Here is a 19099-nt window from a genome sequence, read left to right on the forward strand (position 1 = left end):
TCCGCCGCCATGTTTTAAGTATCAAGGTGCTCTTCCTTGATACGCGTGGCCGGAAGGTAGCTGTCTTATTCACTCATTAAGTAAGTAGCACTTCACTAGTAGCAATTTTTTTTGCAACGAGTAACCGCAGTAGGACCAACGACGTGCGTGTTGGTCCTACTACTAAGGAGATAGAAAAGGATTTATTTTCTAACAAAAGTTAGACAAATCCCTACCCTTTCTCTCCATAATAATAATAATACTGAGCATTTTCCATTTCTCTATCATTTAATACAACACCAAGAATATTGGCATCCACTTTCTTAAGTGATTCTACAGCTCTTTTAGCCATCTCTTCTTCCGTTTGTCCACTACGAATGACTAATATAGCTCCATCTACTAATCTTGATAGAACCTGTGGATCTGTGACAGCATTAACAGGCGGTGCATCGAATAAAATATAGTCATAGTTTTTAGCTACTTGATTAACAAATTCTTTCATCGCTCTCGAACCTAGTAGTTCACTAGGATTCGGCGGAACGGGTCCAGAAGGTAACACATCAAGTCTTGGAATCGATGTATTCACGACAACATCATCGAATGCCGCTTGCTGAGTAACGACGTTTGTTAGTCCTACTTGGTTTGGCAGGGCAAACGTAAAGTGTACGGTTGGCTTTCGTAAGTCGCTGTCGACAAGCAATACTTTATTATGTTGTTGGGCTAAAACAACCCCTAAATTGGCAATGACAGTTGATTTCCCTTCGCCTGGTGAGGATGAAGTTATCATCATCGTTTTCAGCTGACGGTCAACCGATGCAAACTGAATGTTCGTTCGTAATGTCCGGAATTGCTCGGCAATCGGAGACTTCTTATCAAATTCTGTGACAAGACTCCGCTGTTTATCTGATAACTCTTTGTTTTGTTTTTTACGCGCCATGCTGTTCACTTCCTGTTCTCGCTCGTCGTGAGTGCGTCATTTCCTTCAGTTCCACTTTGGATGCATCAATCGTTGAAATAGAAGCTAACACGGGTACACCTAACACTTGTGCTACATCATCTTCTGTTCGGATCGTGTTATCCAAGAATTCAAGTAAAAAAGCTAATCCAACAGCTGCCATTAAACCAACAACAAAAGCAATTGCCATATTTAATGTAGGATTTGGATTTACAGGGGACGGATTCTCACCAAGTTCAGCTGGTGATAAAATCGACACATTGTCTACCGCCATAATCTCCACAATATCGCGTTGGAAAATGAGTGCAATCGTATTGGCAATGTCTACTGCCAGTGCTGGACTTTCATCGGTGACAGTAATATTCACAACCTGTGATTCTCCCTGACTGCCAACAGTGATTTGGTTATTAAGTGCTTCCACTGATTTATCTATTCCTAGTTCTTCTAGTGTAGGTTCTAGTATTCTAGGCGATTTAATGATCACATTATACGTGTTTATCAAATCTAAGTTTGTTCTCAGTTCACCTGTAGAATAATAGCTTTGTCCTTCTTCTTGAGACTGGTTTACAAGTATTTGCGTTGACGATTGATACGTTGGTGTTAAGAGAAAATAGGAAACAATGGCGCTCAAAGCAACTGCACTAACAGTGATAATTGCAATAAGTTTCAAATGCTTCTTTAACGTACCCATAATTTCTTTCAAACTAATTGTTTCTTCCATGGTGTCCTCCTGAAAAGTATGATGAGTAAAAGTTATTTTCATAAGTTAATTATGTTTATTATTTCAATTTCTTATGTTTTTCGAGCATTTTTTTAACACTCTATCATGCTATCTGATAATAGGTTTAAAGTAAATAGTTTTCGGGAAATATATCAGAATTTGGTAAGTTTATATTGCGTTGTATCCAGTTTAAAACTATACTATATTTTAGAAGAAATCAGTGAAGGAGATAATTACATGAAAAAAGCTCTTATTATTATTGGATCGGTGATGTTGGTCTTTGTTTTAGCTGTTGGTGGTTACGGCTTTTATTTATATAAATCGGTACAAAGTACAATAAATTCGGATATGCATTCTCCGATCGAACGAGACAAATCTGCTAAACGAGAGGTAGAAGTTGATGTAGATGAGGGGCGGCAGCCACTTTCTTTCCTATTAATGGGGGTTGATGCGGAAGAATCTACGCAAGGTCGAACCGATACGATGATGGTCCTTACCGTAAACCCAAATGATGAATCCATGCGTATGGTAAGTATCCCTCGTGACACACGTACCGAAATTATCGGACGTGGAGTACAGGACAAGATCAATCATGCTTTTGCATTCGGTGGCGAAGAAATGGCGATTAATACCGTAGAGAATTATCTTGATATTCCAATTGATTATTTCTTAACCGTAAACATGACCGGATTTAAAGATATTGTCGATTCACTAGGTAATGTGACGGTTTATAACGACTTTTCCTTTGATCAAAGCGGATATACATTTGAGGAAGGCGAGTTATATTTAAATGGTGACGAGGCACTTGCTTTTTCACGAATGCGTAAACAAGACTCACGAGGTGATTTAGGCCGAAATGATAGACAACGACAAGTCATTGAAGGAATTATCAAAGAAGGTGCTTCTTTTAGTTCCGTGACAAAAGCCGAATCAATTTTAACTGCAATCGGAACGAACATGAAAACTAACCTGACTTTCGATGAAATGGTCGATCTTCAAAGCAACTACAAGGACGCTCGTCATCAATCAGAAACATTAGAAATATCCGGTACTGGAGAAACAATTGATAGCATCTGGTATTTAATGGTCCCTGAAGAAGAACGCCAACGCATTTCCAGTGAACTTCGTGCTCATTTAGAGTTAGATGACTCCAGTGTTGCTTCTAATGAAGAAACAAACTGACGACTAAGATACTGAATAACGAGTAACAAAAAAGTGAGTCCAACCAAATTGGCTGGACTCACTTTTTTATTGTTTATTTTGAATATGGTTTGCTATTACAAAAAATATCTATCATAGATTCAACGTCAACAATATAGGCCTTTCAGACAATTTTATATTACTTTTGTGTTACAACTGTTACAAATTGATTATGAATCGTTACAATGTGTGAAAATCTATTGTTTCCCTCTAAAATCTATTATATTCTGAGTCTTGTAAACAACAAACGACAATTAATTAATGAATACATAAAGGGGAGAGTAATTAAAATGAAAAAAGTGGTAATGAGTGTTATATTGGCAGGTTCATTGTTGGTTTTACCAACAGTTTCAGGTGCAGCATTAGGAGATCAAACATTACGTGAGGGAATTCGACACGGAGACGTAGAAGAGTTACAAGATGCACTGCGGGACACAGGGCATTTTAACTCTAGTAATTCCACAGGTTATTTCGGTCCTGTAACAAACAAATCTGTTCGTGATTTCCAAAAGAGCAAAGGACTTAGCGTTGATGGAATCGCTGGACCAAATACATTTAGTGCGTTAGGTGTTTCTGGCGGAAACAGTTCTACTTCTAGTAACGTTTCAGCAAGTTCATCTTCATCATCTACAATTAACTTTTCACAAACGCTTCGTCAAGGAAGCCGTGGATCTGCTGTTCGTACGTTACAAAATGCTTTAAACAACAATGGTGCTAATGCAGGAACGGCAGATGGCGTATTTGGACCTAACACAGCAAGTGCTGTTCGCAGCTTCCAGAGTAGTGCAGGAATTGGCGTAGATGGTATTGCCGGACCACAAACATATAAAGCATTAAATGGCGGATCTGGAAGTTCAGCTTCTAGCTCATCAGGCGGATCAACGGTTAGTGCAGGGTCTACTGGATCAGTTAGTAACAGCGTGTCTTCTGCAAGTTCTTCAACAGTAGAATCTATTATCTCTACAGCTCGTGGTCAAATTGGTGCTTCCTATGTATGGGGCGGAACAACTCCATCTGGATTTGATTGCAGTGGCTTCATGAATTATGCTTTCCACCAAAATGGTCAAAGTATGCCTAGAACAGTAGCTTCTATCTACAGTGCAGCTACAAAAGTTTCTAGCCCGCAACGTGGAGATATCGTATTTTTTGAAACAAGAACTGGCCCATCTCACGCTGGTATCTACTTAGGTAATAATGAGTTCATTCATTCAGGTTCTTCTACTGGAGTAACTATTTCTAACTTAAGCAACCCTTACTGGAGCAAGGCTTACATGGGTGCAGGTCGTCTATAATATCTAATTTAACTACTACTAAATCAACTTTAATCATTACACTACTATCCCCCCTAATATATGAAGTTAAACATCTTTTTTTAAAGGAACCTGCCATCGTCCAAATGGCAGGTTCTTTTTATATGTTTTGAGAGAAGAGTTACTCTCTTGCATTCACTTCAAGGAAGTCCCCGCTTTTCCGGTCTCGCTTCTGCTTCATAGAGATAAAACTCTGAGTGGTCTACAGCTATTGATTTTTCGGCTACCGACTCCGTATTTCACTTCTTTCATTTTCATCTAAAAACAACATACTAGGTACATTAGATTTTTGCTGTATAGGACTTTGAGCTTGGATTAAATTACTTCTATGTTACAAGTTTTACAAGGAGGTTAGATATCATTACAGTTCGGAAAAATCTATTGTCCCTTCCATATTTTCCATATAAACTAAGCCTTGTATTGAAAAGAACTATTCTTCTAGGAGGTTTTTTACAAATTGGTAATAAGGGGAGAGTTTAATTTTATGAAAAAAGGGCTTATGAGTGTTGTTTTGGCTAGTTCGTTATTTATTTTTCCAGCGGTGTCAGGTGCGGCTCTTGGCGATCAGACGTTGCGTACAGGTTCGAATCATGCCGATGTGGAGGAGTTACAGGATGTGCTGCGGGACACAGGGCATTACGCTTCTTCTTCCACTGGTAACTTTGATTCAGCTACAAAGCAGGCAGTTAGAAGTTTTCAGAGCAGTAAGGGAATTTTAGTAGATGGTATTGTTGGCCCGCAAACGTTTCGTTCTTTAGGTGTTTCTGATAGTGGCGGTTCTTCAGCTAGTGCGAGTTCTTCTACGGTAAACTTTTCGGGAACTCTTCGTTATGGCAGTCGAGGTTCTGGTGTTCGATCTTTACAGTCAGCATTGAATAGCAATGGTGCAAATGCTGGTTCGGTTGATGGTGTTTTCGGAAGTCAAACACGCAGTGCTGTTCAGTCTTTTCAACGTAGTGCCGGGATTTCAGTCGATGGCGTTGCTGGTCCTCAAACGTTTGGTGCATTAGGCGGTTCTGTCAGTTCTTCTGGATCTAGTAGCGCTAGTAAAAGTAGTTCAAAATCTGGTTCTACCGGATCTGTTAGAAGTAATTCTTCTGGCAGTTCTTCTAGTGCGAGTGGAGTTATTTCTACTGCTAAAGGGCAGATTGGTTCTCCATACAGCTGGGGCGGAACTTCACCCTCCGGATTTGATTGCAGCGGATTTTTAAATTATGCATTCAGTAAAAATGGGCAGAGCATTCCTCGAACGGTATCAGCGATTCATGGTGCGGCTACGAGTGTTTCTAATCCGCAAGTTGGCGATATTGTTTTCTTTGCCACCACTCATTCCGGACCATCCCACGCTGGTATTTACTTAGGTAATAATGAGTTCATCCATGCCGGTTCTTCTACTGGCGTTACGGTGTCTAATTTGAACACTTCTTATTGGAGCAATTCTTACCTTGGCGCAGGTCGTTTTTAATCCTTTTTCAATCTACTACTATCCCCTCTCCTATATATCGTTAATCGTCTTACATGTAAAAGCTCCGCCAATGATGGCGGAGCTTTTTGTGTAGGATAAATGATGTTGTTTGGTTGGTGAGTGCGCTTAAAACAAATTTATGTTTCATTTACTTTCTCCATTACGCCCCCCCCAGAAGCAACCCTTAAATCATGTAATCATCGTTGTCTTGGGTGATATCCGTTTGGGACGTATTGCGTTTGCCGCCTATGTCGTTGTCCTCCAGTAAATGGTCCATCGTGATGTAGGAGGTTTTTTCTTTGTATTTTCTGTCCCAGTCAGCGTTGGTTAAAGAGTCTCTCACTTGGCCTTTTAAGTTTGCATAGAGAAACGAGACACCTTTTTCCTGGTATTCTTCCATGATTTCCTCCAGAACTTTGATGGAAATGGTATCAATGTCGTTAACCCCCGACATGTCGATGACCATCCATTTCGTATCCGACGTATTCTGAAGTAGGTCTCTGATTATTTTTTCGCAATGGGCGATGTTTGCAAAATAAAGGCTCGAATCGATTCGTACCATTAACGTGTCTTTGAGTCGTTTCGCTTCCGTGATTCTGTTAAGATTGCGGAATTCGTGGTCTTTTTCAACGTAGCCTAATTCCACTACTTTTGGTGCGGAGCTTCGTTTTAACAAGAGAAATAATGAGAAAGCCACTCCAACAAGAATCCCCCATTTTATCCCGATCAGTAAGGTGATTGAAAATGTGACGACCCACACCCATCCGTCCAAAGGTTTCACTTTAAATAAGTACTTTGCTGTCTTTATATCAACTAGTCCTACAATTGCTACAAAAATAATTGCTGCTAAAGCTGCGGTCGGTAAATAGTAAAAATAAGAGGTGAATAATAGCAACGTCAGTAACACCGATACCGCGGTAATAATTGATGATAGTTGTGATACCGCACCTGATTGGTGATTAACGGCACTTCTAGAGAAGCTTCCTGTCACAGGATAGGCCGAGAAAAAAGAACCTGCTATGTTTGACAATCCTAATGCTCTTAATTCTTTATTCGGATCGACTTTATATTTTTCCTTGTCCGCAATCGCTTGTGAGATGGCGAGTGATTCCATGAATCCAATGAGCGCAATCGTTATGACCATCAAAAATAACGTAAACATGTTTTCGGGTGTCAAATTCGGAATCGTCAGAGCTGGAAACCCGCTTGGAACGCTACCAACGATAGTCACGCCACGTTGATCTAATTGAAAGGTGTTTACTGTGATGATCGATAAGACGAGAACGATAAGTGCCGCTGGAATTTTCGGATTGATTTTTTTCAAAACGACGAGAGTGATAACACTGCCAAGTCCAATTGCTACCGTGATTAGATGCGTGTGGCTGATGTTCTCGATGAGTTCGATAATGAGAAATTGAATTTGCATAAAATTTTTCGTTTCAACACCAAGTAAATGGTTCAGCTGACTCACACCGATGACAATCGCAGCTGCGGATGTGTACCCGTTCATGACGGGATGCGAGATAAATTTAACGAGAAACCCTGCTTTTAACAGTCCTAGCAAGAGTTCAATCGCACCGACCATAAATGTCAGGATCAACACGAGTGAAATGTATTCAGATGAGCCAGGCTCCGCATACGCGGATACACTGGAGAGAACTAATAATGATGCAATCGCCGCGGGGCCTACTGCTAGATGCCTCGACGAAGCAAAAAGGGCATAAATAAATAATGGTATTGTCGATGCATACAGACCCATTACTGGCGGTAAGCCTGCTAACATAGCATACGCCATTCCTTGAGGTACTAGCATGACAAATATTGTTAGCCCTGCAACGAGGTCTCTCATAAATGCCTGCCGGTCGTAGTTTTCTTGGAGATTAAGCGGTCTTCGTTTTTGTGAGCTCATAGAGGCACTCCTTTCACTCTAACATCTGTTTGATTATGTATGTACTTTTTGTTTATCCATGAATAATTCACTATGTGTCTTATACTAAACAATTGCTGCGGAAATGTATAGCAAGGTTTAATAATAAACGCAAAGCATCTTTTATTAAATACTCTGTGAGCTTTCACCACCGCCTAATTATCAAGGGGGCTGTAAAACAATCTCTAAAAGGACTGTCTCAATTGTAAAACAGACAGTCCTCAGAATTATGGAATTAAAAATACTAACATTCATTTTAAAGTGCCTCCACTATCTGGAAACACTTACTATCCCATTACCCGAACCGGGTTCCTATGAATCAAAAGTAAAATTGGATAGCGCTTCTTCCCTCGTAGGTTTTTCCACTTAATCACCCACGTGAATAAGACCAGGTTCAATCTCACCGGATTTAGGCCCAACAATCCCATATTTCGAAACATCTTCATACGGCACTGGTTGTCCCCCAACAGCAGAGGAGTTATGTAGAAAAACCAACCTGCTTCGATTGGTTTTCCGTTTGCTGTTATGTTATATTTTATAATCTTCTGGACGTTTGTCCAATTTCTTAAAATGGTAAAGGATTGCATTTGCAATTCGTTCCGAAGCTTCTCCATCACCGTATGGATTAGACGCGTTTGACATCGAGGCATAAGTCTCTTTGTTTTCCAGCAATTCCTTCGTCAATTGATAAATATTTTCCTCTTCCATTCCCGCAAGCTTTAAAGATCCAGCTTCGACACCTTCAGGGCGCTCGGTTGTATCTCTGAGAACTAGAACTGGTTTACCTAATGAAGGAGCCTCTTCTTGGATGCCTCCTGAATCTGTTAAAATTAAGTAAGATTTAGCAGCGATATTGTGAAAGTCCCTCACACCAAGCGGACTAATGAGATGAATACGCGGATCATTTCCAAGAACCTCATCTGCCAATTCTTTAATGACTGGGTTTAAATGTACTGGATACACTACTTGAATATTAGGGTATTCATCGACAATTCTTTTAACTGCTTTGAAAATATTCCTCATCGGTTGTCCTAAATTTTCACGACGGTGGGAAGTAAGCAAAATCATATCATCATCACCAAGCTCATCTAAAACGGGGTGCGTGTATTCATCTACCACTGTGAATTTCAATGCATCAATCGCTGTGTTTCCAGTAATAAAGATATGATCTGCTGATTTATTTTCTCGGAGTAAGTTTTCTTTTGCTTGTCTAGTAGGAGAAAAGTGTAAATCAGCGATAACACCTGTTATTTGGCGGTTCACTTCTTCCGGATATGGAGACATTTTATTCCACGTGCGTAAACCTGCCTCCACATGGCCAACTTCGATTTGATTATAAAATGCAGCCAGACTTGCCACAAATGTTGTTGTAGTATCACCATGAACTAAAACAATATCAGGCTTAGCTTCCTTTAAAATTTTATCGAGGCCGTCTAGAGCTCTCATTGTAACATCTGCCAGTGTTTGTCTGTCCTTCATAATATTTAAGTCATAATCCGGTTTGATATCGAATATGGATAATACCTGATCCAGCATTTCTCTATGTTGAGCCGTAACAGTAACGATAGAAGAAATTGAGTCATTTTTCTCCAAAGCTTGCACTAAAGGAGCCATCTTAATAGCTTCTGGGCGCGTTCCAAATATTGTCATCACTTTGATCTTTTCCATTGTCATACCGCCTTTCATCGCGATTCATGATAATATCCTTTTTTAATTTAAAAGCATACCAATACTATTATACTAAAGTTCGACAATATTTTAAATATCTTGTTTACTAAAAAGCTTCTATAAGGTAAAATTGTATCGATATGGATATACTAATTACCTAAATTTAAAGGGGAATGTTAATGGGATACTCACGAATAAATAAAAAAAAGAAGGGTAGTAATTGGCGCAGACTCGCAAAAGTGCTAGCACTCTTTTCTCTAATTATAGTAGCAGTTGCATCATATATTTTTTATCAAACGTATCAAGCAGCGAGTGAATCTTATGTAGAAATTGAAAAGTCCGATAAACGGTACGAGGCAGTTTCGATCAGTAAAGACCCTGTTTCGGTATTACTGCTCGGCATTGAGGATTACTCTTCAGAATCCGAAGCAAACGGAAGAGCCGATACCATCATGGTAGCAACGTTTAACCCAACGGAAGAAACATTGAACATCGTTACAATACCGAGAGATACACGGGTTTCTATCCCTGGTCGGGAAAACAAAGACAAAATCAATCATACGTATGCATTTGGCGGGGAACAATTAACGATAAAAACAGTAGAAGAATTCTTGGACATTCCAATTGATTATTTTTCTACCGTAAATTTTGATGGTTTTAAAAATATTGTTGATTTAGCCGGCGGAATTGAAGTAGATGTCCCATTTGATTTTGAACAAAATAGTGATGATCCAAAGGCTGAGAAATTGCAGTTTACTGAAGGTACAATGGAACTAGATGGCCGTTATGCCCTTGCCTACGCTAGAATGAGGATGTCTGACCCTAGAGGTGACATTGGTCGGAACGAACGTCAGCAAGAGGTCATAAAGGCTCTTATCAAAGAGTTAACTTCGAGTTCAAGTTTATTGAAAGTGGACGATATATTTCAAGAAGTAAGCAGAAATGTACAAACTAATCTACGTTTAAGAGACGGATTACCGCTCTTCAAAAATTACTCTGATTTTAATACCAATAATATCGAACATTTACCACTTAAAACAACTTCAGAGAGTATCAATAGTGTCTACTACGAAATCCCAGATGAAGAAGAACTTACTCAATTACAAAGACAGTTACGAGAACACCTTGAACTAAACAGAACAACAGTACAATCATCATCATCCGATATCCAGTAATGGCTTTATGCCATTACTGGTTTTTTGTCCTCTTTTTAGCAACTCTCCTCTGATAGTTTGTCTCACAACAAAAAAAACATACATCACAACTCCTTTCAGGGAATCGATGTATGTTTTTATTTAGGGACTGCGGAAAGCGTCCGCCTAGAGAAAATTCGAGAGGTATTTTATTTATTATTTAACTTCTCCTTGACTTGAAGAATTTTTTTTTACAATAATGCAAAAACGGATTTCGTTTCTTTCCCGGTAATTCCGTTACTTCCGCAATGATTTCCACACCAATTAAGACAAGTATCCCAAGCAATAGGGATAACCATAGTACGTTAGACGAAAATACAATTGCCGTTAAACCAAACACAATGTTTATCCCGTAAATAACTAACACGGTATTTCGATGAGATAACCCTAATTCCAACAGTTTATAATGAAAATGTAATTTGTCCGCTGTCATAACTCCTTGTTTATTCACAAACCTTCTGATCATTGCAAAAAGCGTATCCAAAATTGGAATTCCTAAAATAACAAAAGGAACAATGACAGTAAACATCGTCAAGTTTTTTAATAAGCCGAATATAGATATAACAGCAATGGAATACCCGAGAAAAAGAGAACCCGTGTCACCCATAAATATTTTGGCTGGGTAAAAATTATAGTATAAGAAGCCCAGTGTACTTCCAATAAAAATGATTGCTAAGGCAACAGCGAGTGCCTGTCCATCCATCACGGCCACTATAAGTAACGCTGCCAGAGATATTGCCGAAGTTCCCGCTGCCAAACCATCTAAACCATCTATAATATTAATTGCATTTGTTATAGCCAATATCCAAATTATTGTAACAGGAATACTCCATAAACCAAACTCAATGAAACCGACGAAAGGTAGGGAGATGGAGTCAATTAAAATCCCATTCGACACCACAACAATACTTGCGACAATCTGTCCTGCCAATTTATACAACGGTTTAATGTTAAACCGGTCATCTAATAATCCCACAATGATTATAATGCCGGCCCCTATCAAAAACGGCATCATATACTGACTTGTTGGTTGTAAGTAAACAAGTCCAGCTGCTACACCTGCAATTATCGACACGCCACCTATTCTAGGCATCGCCTGCATGTGAACTTTTCTGTAACTAGGTAAATCCACAAAACCAGTTTTTTTAGAAATTTTTATAACATAAGGTGTGATAAGCAAAGCCACTCCCATTGAGATAATAAAAGCAATAACATATTCATGAATAGGGTAGTTCAAATCCGATCACCTACAATTCCTTTATCGACTTCTTTCTTATATAGAGTGCAGTAAAGCGAGTAATATGACTCTTAAAATAAGAAAAAATTTAGATTGATGTTTAACAAACATGTTAAAAAGAGACACTAAAACATATTAATGCCTCTTTCTAATTTTTAATTAACAGGTAACGCTTCTTTGTTTGTTCGAGTAAATAAGTTTCCAAAGTGTAAATACTCTAACTCATCTGTATAATTTACAACAACATTTTTCGTGTCAAAAACAAGCGGTGTTTTCATCTTTTTATATGCCTCAGAAGTCAGTTCTTTAAACTCGTTGTGATCCGTTAATATAAGAACCATATCTGAACCATCTACAGCCTTATGAATGTCTTTCTCGACAAACGCTTCTTTGACATGTGGATCGTATGCAACTACCTCAATGTCCTTATTCATAACTAATTTATTATAAATTTCTAATGCAGGACTTTCACGAATGTCATCGACGTTTCCTTTATAAGTTAGACCGAAAACAGTCACCTTTTTACCGGCATTAACTTCCAATAACTTATAAACAGAATCCACAACATAATCCGGCATAGAGTTATTAATTGCGCGGGATTGCGTAATCAATTTTGCTGTATCCGGTGCTTTAGCAATAATAAAGTAAGGGTCAACCGCTAAGCAGTGTCCTCCAACTCCAGGCCCTGGTGTATGAAGATTAACACGCGGGTGTTTATTCGCTAATTTAATCACATCTAACGCATTGATGTTGAGTTCATTACAAATTTTAGCTAATTCATTTGCAAGTGCAATATTTACATCTCTATAAGTATTTTCCATCAATTTAGACATTTCTGCTGTTCTGGCATCTGTCTCAATAATTTCGCCTTTCACAAATGTTTCGTATACTTCAATCCCTTTTTTAGTACACGCAGGTGTCACTCCACCAACAATCCGATTGTTATAAATTAGTTCATGCATAATTTGTCCGGGAAGTACTCTTTCTGGACAATGAACAAGATAGATGTCTTTGCCAATTTCAAAACCAGCTTCTTCAAGCTTCGGTTTGACAAAGTCGTCCATCGTTCTTGGACCTATCGTAGATTCAATAATCACGACATTCCCTTTTTCTAAATAAGGAATTGTGTTTTCCAGTGCCGTCATGACATATGTTAAGTCACATGACTTATGCTCATCATCATTATTCGGCGTTGGCACAGCAATAATAAAAGTATCTGCTTTTTCAGGTTTCAACGCTGCTTTAAACGTTCCTGCTTCAATCACTTCTTCTAACGCTTCTTGTAATCCAGGTTCTTCAATATGAATTTTCCCGCTGTTTAATAACTCAACAGCTTCTTTTTTCACGTCAACTCCAATTACATTTACTCCATATTTCGCAAACATAATTGATGTAGGTAACCCTATATATCCTAATCCTATTGTACAAATGTTCATTGAAACGACACACTCCCCAAATTTTAAAGTTTATTATATACTGCTAATAAGTGTTTTTGTTCACTTTCCCAGTTGTATTGTTCACGAGCTGCAATACAATTTTCACTTAATTTATTTCTTAATGCTTCATCTTTTAAAAGTTTGTTCACCGCTTCTGCTATTTCCTTTGGGTTATGAGAATCAACCGTTAATCCGACTTCATTGTCGATTACAACATTTTTAATTTCCGGGAAATCACATGCTACGACTGGTACTTCGCTCATCATATATTCAAATAACTTGTTAGAAGAAGCTGAATAGTGATTAAAACAAACGTTATTCAGAACTTGAAATCCCAAATAGGCATTTCGAGTGTATTTCGGCAGTTCCTTCAACGGCACTTTAGGTAAGAAACGAATTTTATTCGACAGCCCTAAATCCTCGACTTTTTGAATAAGGTCTTCTTTTATTCTACCCTCACCGATGAAAACCAAAACACCGTCGTCAAACATAGGAAACGCTTCTACCAACTTGTCTAAACCTCTTCCCGTTTGCACGCCACCTTGATATAGAAGGATTTTTTCTTCCTTATCTATCCCTAACATGGCATGTAGATCGACTTTCTCTTTATCTTCCACTTTTTGCTTAAAAGGATAATTGTGGAGGACATTTGGATAGAAACCATATAAATCCTCATTATATTTAGCACGCGTATGATTTTCAACATACATTTCGTCCATACGGTTAATAAAAAAACCTTCAAACTTTTTGTACATCGGATGTTCATAGCCGGTTCTGCTCGTTTGAACCTCATGCGAGTCATAAATTAACTTCTTCTTCTTCATGCGCCATTTAGCGGCAACATATCCTTGAGGTAATGTATTCAAATCGTTTGAGTGATAAATATCATAATTTCCCCTGTGTGCTTTGATGATCATTCTTACAATCATCGATCCCCTTATCCATACAACCCTTACTTTTGTTTTTAACAGCAAGGCTGAAAGAACCGTAATAGGTATCGTTATTAGAGGGATTAAATAAACGAATAACAGCCATATTAAACCTGCCACAACTAATAATAACTTATTTCTCCTCAATGTTTTATAAACCTTTTGCATGCCAGTTAGTAACTTGGGATATCTTTCTAACCGGTGCACCCTGAAGTTCTCATTTACTTCTTCATATTGTTCAATGCTATTATCTTCGGGGTCATCAATACAAAATAAATCAACATCATATCCATTTTTTGATAACGTTGTACACTCTCTTAATACTCGAGCATCATTCGTAAAATGATTCCAAACAAACATTCCTACCCTTTTCATGCTGCACTCCTTAGTTTAAGCCCTGATCTTATTTAAAATTCTGTTTATATTGTTTTCCCATAGAAAGTTTTCGTTGATAACTTTTCGACAATTTTTTTGCATCGTGCATAGCTCTTCTCGATTTTCTTGCAATTCCAGGATCTTGTCAACCATTTTATTGATTTCTACATGATTATAAACAATTCCTACATGATTTTTTGTGATCATTTCTGCTGAAACGCCTGCTACACCAGCTATTATCGGGGTAGACACAGTCATGTAATCGATAATTTTTCCAGGAAGAACCGTTGAAAACACTTCTTCATCATTTAAGAAGGCTACCGCGATATCACAGCGGCGAATCATCGCCAAACTCTCTTTACGGGTTGTTGCATTCCTTAACTTAACATGTTTTAAGCTGTGGTCGTCAATGTATTGCCGAAAGTCTTTCTCATGAACACCATAGCCTACCACTTCAAAGTCAATCTGGTGGGCATCTAACTCCAAGGCGAGCAGCTTTAACCGGTCGATGTCTTGAGCTAAACCAAGATTGCCGGTATACACTACATTAAACCGGTCGGTGGAAGCACTTTTATCAATTAGTTCATCTTCACGTGGCCCATTTGGGATATAGATAATTTCTTTATCTTTTCTATTTAATTTTTCGGTTATGTGTCCGATGAATCCGGGACTATTGACAATAATAATATCCGCTTTATTATACATCTTTTTTTCAAAGTATCTAAAGAAAGTTAAAATGATTGGATGGTCAAATTTCTTCACGCCCACTAAACTATCCGGCCATAAATCTCTAACTTCTAAAATGATTTTTGACTTCGAAAATGCATGTGTCATCAATACTGAAAATACAATAAAAATCGGTGGTGTACTCACATAAATATAGTCGTGTTGCTTCTTTCTAAGCGTCACTAATTTAAATGAATACTTGATCATCATTTCCACATAAAAAAAGAGTCTACTTAAGAACCTGCTTGTAAACCTACGATTCTTTATAGATACCCTCTTGATTTTCGACGTTTCTTTTTCCTCTTCGGCATTTATCTCCTCATCATCCCAAAACTTTTCATCATGATAAAGATTTTTATTTGGATAAGAAGGTTCTATCGTGAGTACTTCTGTTTCCACTTCCTTGGTGTTTAATAGTTTGTATAAATTCTTCATTCTATTACCAGCACTACCGATGACCGGATAAAAGTTCTGAGTAACCATTAATATCTTTTTCTTCCTCATTTTCATATCACCTATTTATACAATATACACTTATATTATCATAATTTCATCATAATATATATCACCATTATCATCTGATTTTCCAATATTAGATAGAATATGACATGTTAACATTATTTTAATTCTATCTTCAACAGAAAAATGACGGAAACTTCTCTCTTTTATGCACAACACACAACAAAAGGAAAGAGAGTGACTCAAAAGGTTTAAAACCTTTCAAGAGACTCTCTTCCTCGAAACTCTTATTTATATTTCACTATATCGAACTCTAGTGTGTAATTATAGAGTTGACTGTAAAATGATTTCATTCTAGGCACCTGCTTTGCCGCCCATCCAATATCCGTTGCATACTGGTGATAGCCAGGACTAGCTGGGTTCCATCTCATTTTATAAAGTGTATTTTGTTTGTAAGTTTCGTGATGGATATAACTTTTTCCAATCCATTCCGCGCCGCCAATAATTGCTTCATCGTGACTAAACCATCCTAATTCATAGGCTCTGATAGCTCCACAAGTATTCGCACAGGAATCGAATGCACCAATACCATACATATTGTAAACTTTTTTAATCGCCGTTAAATCGCTGCGATTTTTTTCAGTTACTGCCGTTGGAGTTCCTTTGCTATTCAATCCAACTTCCATGCCACCTGTAGCTAATGTAGAGGTCCCATTACTAGTTTCTAATAACGAATGTGAAATTAAATATATTTCATTTACTTTATTTTGTCTTCCAGCTTCAATGAATTTATCTCCTTTATTATTCAGTACCCCTTTGCCATCCAATACTTTATTAAGAGATAACGCAGATACATTAGCACTCCGAGATAAATCTAAATGCTGAAACTCATCATTCTTTGAAGGATCCAAATAGTTTTTGAGTGCATCCTCTTTTGGATATCTCCACTGATGGTTAGTGTAAGTCACTTCATACCAATTTGTGTCTGAGTTTTTGATGGTTAACGTTGTCCCAAGGCTTAGAATTGCGTACTTGTGAGATGACGTATCCTTGTCTGAGTATACCTTTGTCAGATGTGAATTGATAACACCCTTTGTTGCTAGTGAATTTGTTAGGTCAACATACTTTTTTTCTATATACGCCGGCAAGTATCGGTATGCGTCTGTTTGTGGCGCACGATTCATTTGCCGTGTAAATGCTTCGTCAAACGTTAAAGGTGAGGTTAAACTACTGTTTCTAACTATAATAGGTTCGCTTTGCACTTTATTTGAAGAAACATAACCAATTCTCTCTCCCACTATCACTCTGTACCAACTCGAGCCATAATTTCCAACTACAGGAAAATTAAAACCCTCTGGCAAAGTCGCAAATTGCACTAGCTTACCGCTTGAATTATCATAGACTGCTGTATTCTCAAGAGGTGTTAAATAACTACCACTGTTCTCATATGAATTATTAAGATTCTTCATTTTATTGGCACTACTTAACCTTGTTTGGTTAATATTAACGTAAGCTAATCCATCACCATACTTTATTTCATGCCAATCACCTTCAAAAGTACGTGTTCGCGGGAAAGTTTGGCCGGCATTTAATTCTCCTACCTTCACTAACGCCCCTGTACTTTTATCGTAAACTGGAGTACTATTCCTGATAACCTCGAAATATTGATCAGATGATTTAAAGTTCTCCTGAGCATCTCCTGTACTCACAAAGCCTATACGTCCCCCAAAATCAACTTTATACCAATTTTGGCCATAGTCTGAAATAATAGGATATGTTTGTCCCTTTAAAATCTCTCCATACTTTACTAGAGAGCCGCTTGAATTATCATAGACTGACAAAGAACGATTTGCTGTAAGTTCTCTGCTAGTGTTTGTGGAGCTTTTATTTTCATTTTTTATATATGATCCGGTTGAAGGAACCGTTCCATCGGTATAGATAAACGCTGTATAACTTCCGTATTGAACCCGATGCCAGTTTTGCCCATATGAACCAAGACGTTTATATTCTTGGCCGTTAGATAACTCGCCAACCTTTATTAAACTTCCTGAACGATTATCATATATTGCTAAATTGTCTGCTGTCGCGCGAAAGTACGAATCATTGTTTGTAAAAGGTGCTGTTATATTATTTTTATTTACATAAGCAATACGTCCACTTATTTCTACTTCATACCAATTTCCGTAATCACGTCGTATCGAGTAGGAGGTACCTGCATCAATCATCCCGATTCTATCAAGGGATCCAGATGAGTTATCATAGACAGGAGCTTGCCTTACAGCCCTCAATGATCTACCATAATCGATATTATTAGAAACTTCATTTGATAACTGCTTACCATCTGAAGGAGTTGTTGAATCGCTCCAAACAAACCCTATTGACTCCGCAAATGTTATTTGATGCCAGTTCCCATAATCTTTTATGCGTTTATATTCTTTCCCTTTAAGCAGTTCCCCGACTTTCACCAGTTGTCCAGAAGAATTATCATAGACTGGTAATCTATCTTCCTTAACAGTAAAATACTTATCGCCAGGTAGAAATTCTATATTTTCATCTGCAGCTAATTTTTTCATTTCCGTTTCGGGTTCATTATTTTCATTAGTAGATTGCAAGGACATGGTTGAGGATTGCTCATTATTTGCTTCCACATCTGAATCTACTGTACTATTTTCCTCTTTTGGCAGTTCTTCTTCCTGTTCTTCTTCCTGTTCTTCTTCCTGTACTTCATCGCTATTTTCTTCTTCTACTTCTTGTTCCGTTTCTTCTTCTATAACACTATTTTCTTCTGAAACTTTTTGCTCATTTTCATCCGTAACTGGTTCTGGATTTAACTCATCATTACTTTCCTCTACTACTTCGCTGTTATTCTCTTGCTCAGAGACAGCATTACTTTCATTTCCAGCTTCCGTTTCCTCACTTTTAATCGTGATATCAGCTAGTTTTAAATAGAAATGTTGTACTTGGTTATCCTCAGCCAATAAAAATACTTTATCGTCAACAATAACACCTCGAAATGAAACATTACCGATCAAATTTCCTATGTTCTCTTCTTCGAGTGCAGAAAAAAGTTCGGTTTCCTTACTTGTATTAAATTCCACCAACTCATTACTATCAAATGTTTCTCCCTTAAAACTCGTTATTTTCTCTGAGATATCTTCATCATTCTCTATTTCAGATAAAAATTCTTCCCCAATTTCTATCTTATGATCCCCAAGTTGATAAATAAAAGCAGCCTCGTCTTCAAACCCTACAATACTGCCTTCGCTTAAAGTCCCTATCTTTTCTTCCTCTGAAATCAATTCAATATCTTCCGTTATGTAATAATACATAAGTTCCTCTGAAGCACTAAGACTATCTTCTTCACTATTAGCTGATGCATAATGTTCTAGCGGTGAAAAAACTAGCATTATTAACATAATTATGACAAATTTTTTCATATTCTCATTCCTCCCCCTTAGTCATTTTATCAAATTTTGTAAAAAAATATATAGGTATTTACTATTTATAAATAGAAAATGC

Annotated in this window: 13 protein-coding genes; 4 read left to right on the forward strand and 9 right to left on the reverse strand. The window is 37.7% G+C overall.

Features of this window, described 5'->3' with window-relative positions; all coding sequences use genetic code 11:
• Positions 1 to 211 precede the first annotated feature (211 nt).
• A complete protein-coding gene (locus ACHABW_RS13750) occupies positions 212 to 916 on the reverse strand; it encodes a CpsD/CapB family tyrosine-protein kinase (RefSeq protein WP_435755828.1) in 705 nt (234 codons plus the stop codon).
• Positions 906 to 1655 (reverse strand): YveK family protein, encoded by a 750-nt coding sequence (locus ACHABW_RS13755; RefSeq protein WP_435755829.1) that lies wholly within the window; start codon positions 1653 to 1655, stop codon positions 906 to 908. The genes ACHABW_RS13750 and ACHABW_RS13755 overlap by 11 nt, the downstream gene beginning before the upstream one ends.
• A gap of 237 nt (positions 1656 to 1892) precedes the next feature.
• Here ACHABW_RS13755 and ACHABW_RS13760 point away from each other — a divergent pair, with 237 nt between their 5' ends.
• From ACHABW_RS13760 to ACHABW_RS13770, 3 genes are all read left to right on the forward strand, one after another.
• Positions 1893 to 2837 carry an LCP family glycopolymer transferase gene (locus ACHABW_RS13760; RefSeq protein ID WP_435755830.1) on the forward strand — a complete coding sequence of 315 codons (945 nt, stop codon included), beginning with the start codon at positions 1893 to 1895 and terminating at the stop codon, positions 2835 to 2837.
• A gap of 308 nt (positions 2838 to 3145) precedes the next feature.
• Complete coding sequence (locus ACHABW_RS13765) at positions 3146 to 4147, forward strand: peptidoglycan-binding protein (protein ID WP_435755831.1); 1002 nt, start codon at positions 3146 to 3148, stop codon at positions 4145 to 4147.
• 502 nt (positions 4148 to 4649) lie between these two features.
• Complete coding sequence (locus ACHABW_RS13770) at positions 4650 to 5630, forward strand: peptidoglycan-binding protein (RefSeq protein ID WP_435755832.1); 981 nt, start codon at positions 4650 to 4652, stop codon at positions 5628 to 5630.
• A 184-nt stretch (positions 5631 to 5814) separates the two neighbouring features.
• Here ACHABW_RS13770 and ACHABW_RS13775 read toward each other — a convergent pair whose 3' ends face one another.
• Together ACHABW_RS13775 and wecB are read right to left on the reverse strand one after the other, a co-directional pair.
• Positions 5815 to 7539 carry a SulP family inorganic anion transporter gene (locus ACHABW_RS13775; protein WP_435755833.1) on the reverse strand — a complete coding sequence of 575 codons (1725 nt, stop codon included), beginning with the start codon at positions 7537 to 7539 and terminating at the stop codon, positions 5815 to 5817.
• A 546-nt stretch (positions 7540 to 8085) separates the two neighbouring features.
• On the reverse strand, positions 8086 to 9225 hold the full coding sequence (gene wecB / locus ACHABW_RS13780) for a non-hydrolyzing UDP-N-acetylglucosamine 2-epimerase (protein WP_435755834.1): 1140 nt from the start codon (positions 9223 to 9225) through the stop codon (positions 8086 to 8088).
• A gap of 179 nt (positions 9226 to 9404) precedes the next feature.
• Between wecB and ACHABW_RS13785 the strand changes: the two genes are divergently transcribed.
• Positions 9405 to 10400, forward strand: a complete 996-nt coding sequence (locus ACHABW_RS13785) for an LCP family protein (protein WP_435755835.1) — start codon at positions 9405 to 9407, stop codon at positions 10398 to 10400.
• A 178-nt stretch (positions 10401 to 10578) separates the two neighbouring features.
• Here the strand turns inward: ACHABW_RS13785 and ACHABW_RS13790 are convergent, their stop codons facing one another.
• The 5 genes from ACHABW_RS13790 to ACHABW_RS13810 form a co-directional block, all read right to left on the reverse strand.
• Positions 10579 to 11655, reverse strand: a complete 1077-nt coding sequence (locus ACHABW_RS13790; RefSeq protein WP_435755836.1) for a glycosyltransferase family 4 protein — start codon at positions 11653 to 11655, stop codon at positions 10579 to 10581.
• A gap of 155 nt (positions 11656 to 11810) precedes the next feature.
• Positions 11811 to 13091, reverse strand: a complete 1281-nt coding sequence (locus ACHABW_RS13795; RefSeq protein ID WP_435755837.1) for a nucleotide sugar dehydrogenase — start codon at positions 13089 to 13091, stop codon at positions 11811 to 11813.
• A gap of 23 nt (positions 13092 to 13114) precedes the next feature.
• The gene (locus ACHABW_RS13800; RefSeq protein WP_435755838.1) at positions 13115 to 14395 is read right to left on the reverse strand and encodes a glycosyltransferase; all 1281 of its coding nucleotides are present in this window, start codon (positions 14393 to 14395) and stop codon (positions 13115 to 13117) included.
• A gap of 15 nt (positions 14396 to 14410) precedes the next feature.
• Positions 14411 to 15625, reverse strand: a complete 1215-nt coding sequence (locus tag ACHABW_RS13805; RefSeq protein WP_435755839.1) for a glycosyltransferase family 4 protein — start codon at positions 15623 to 15625, stop codon at positions 14411 to 14413.
• Positions 15626 to 15867: 242 nt separating this feature from the next.
• Complete coding sequence (locus ACHABW_RS13810) at positions 15868 to 19017, reverse strand: SH3 domain-containing protein (protein ID WP_435755840.1); 3150 nt, start codon at positions 19015 to 19017, stop codon at positions 15868 to 15870.
• Between the last annotated feature and the right edge of the window lie 82 nt (positions 19018 to 19099).

Source organism: Salipaludibacillus sp. CF4.18 (genome assembly GCF_051262595.1).
In the GTDB taxonomy this organism is placed as follows: domain Bacteria; phylum Bacillota; class Bacilli; order Bacillales; family Salisediminibacteriaceae; genus Salipaludibacillus; species Salipaludibacillus neizhouensis.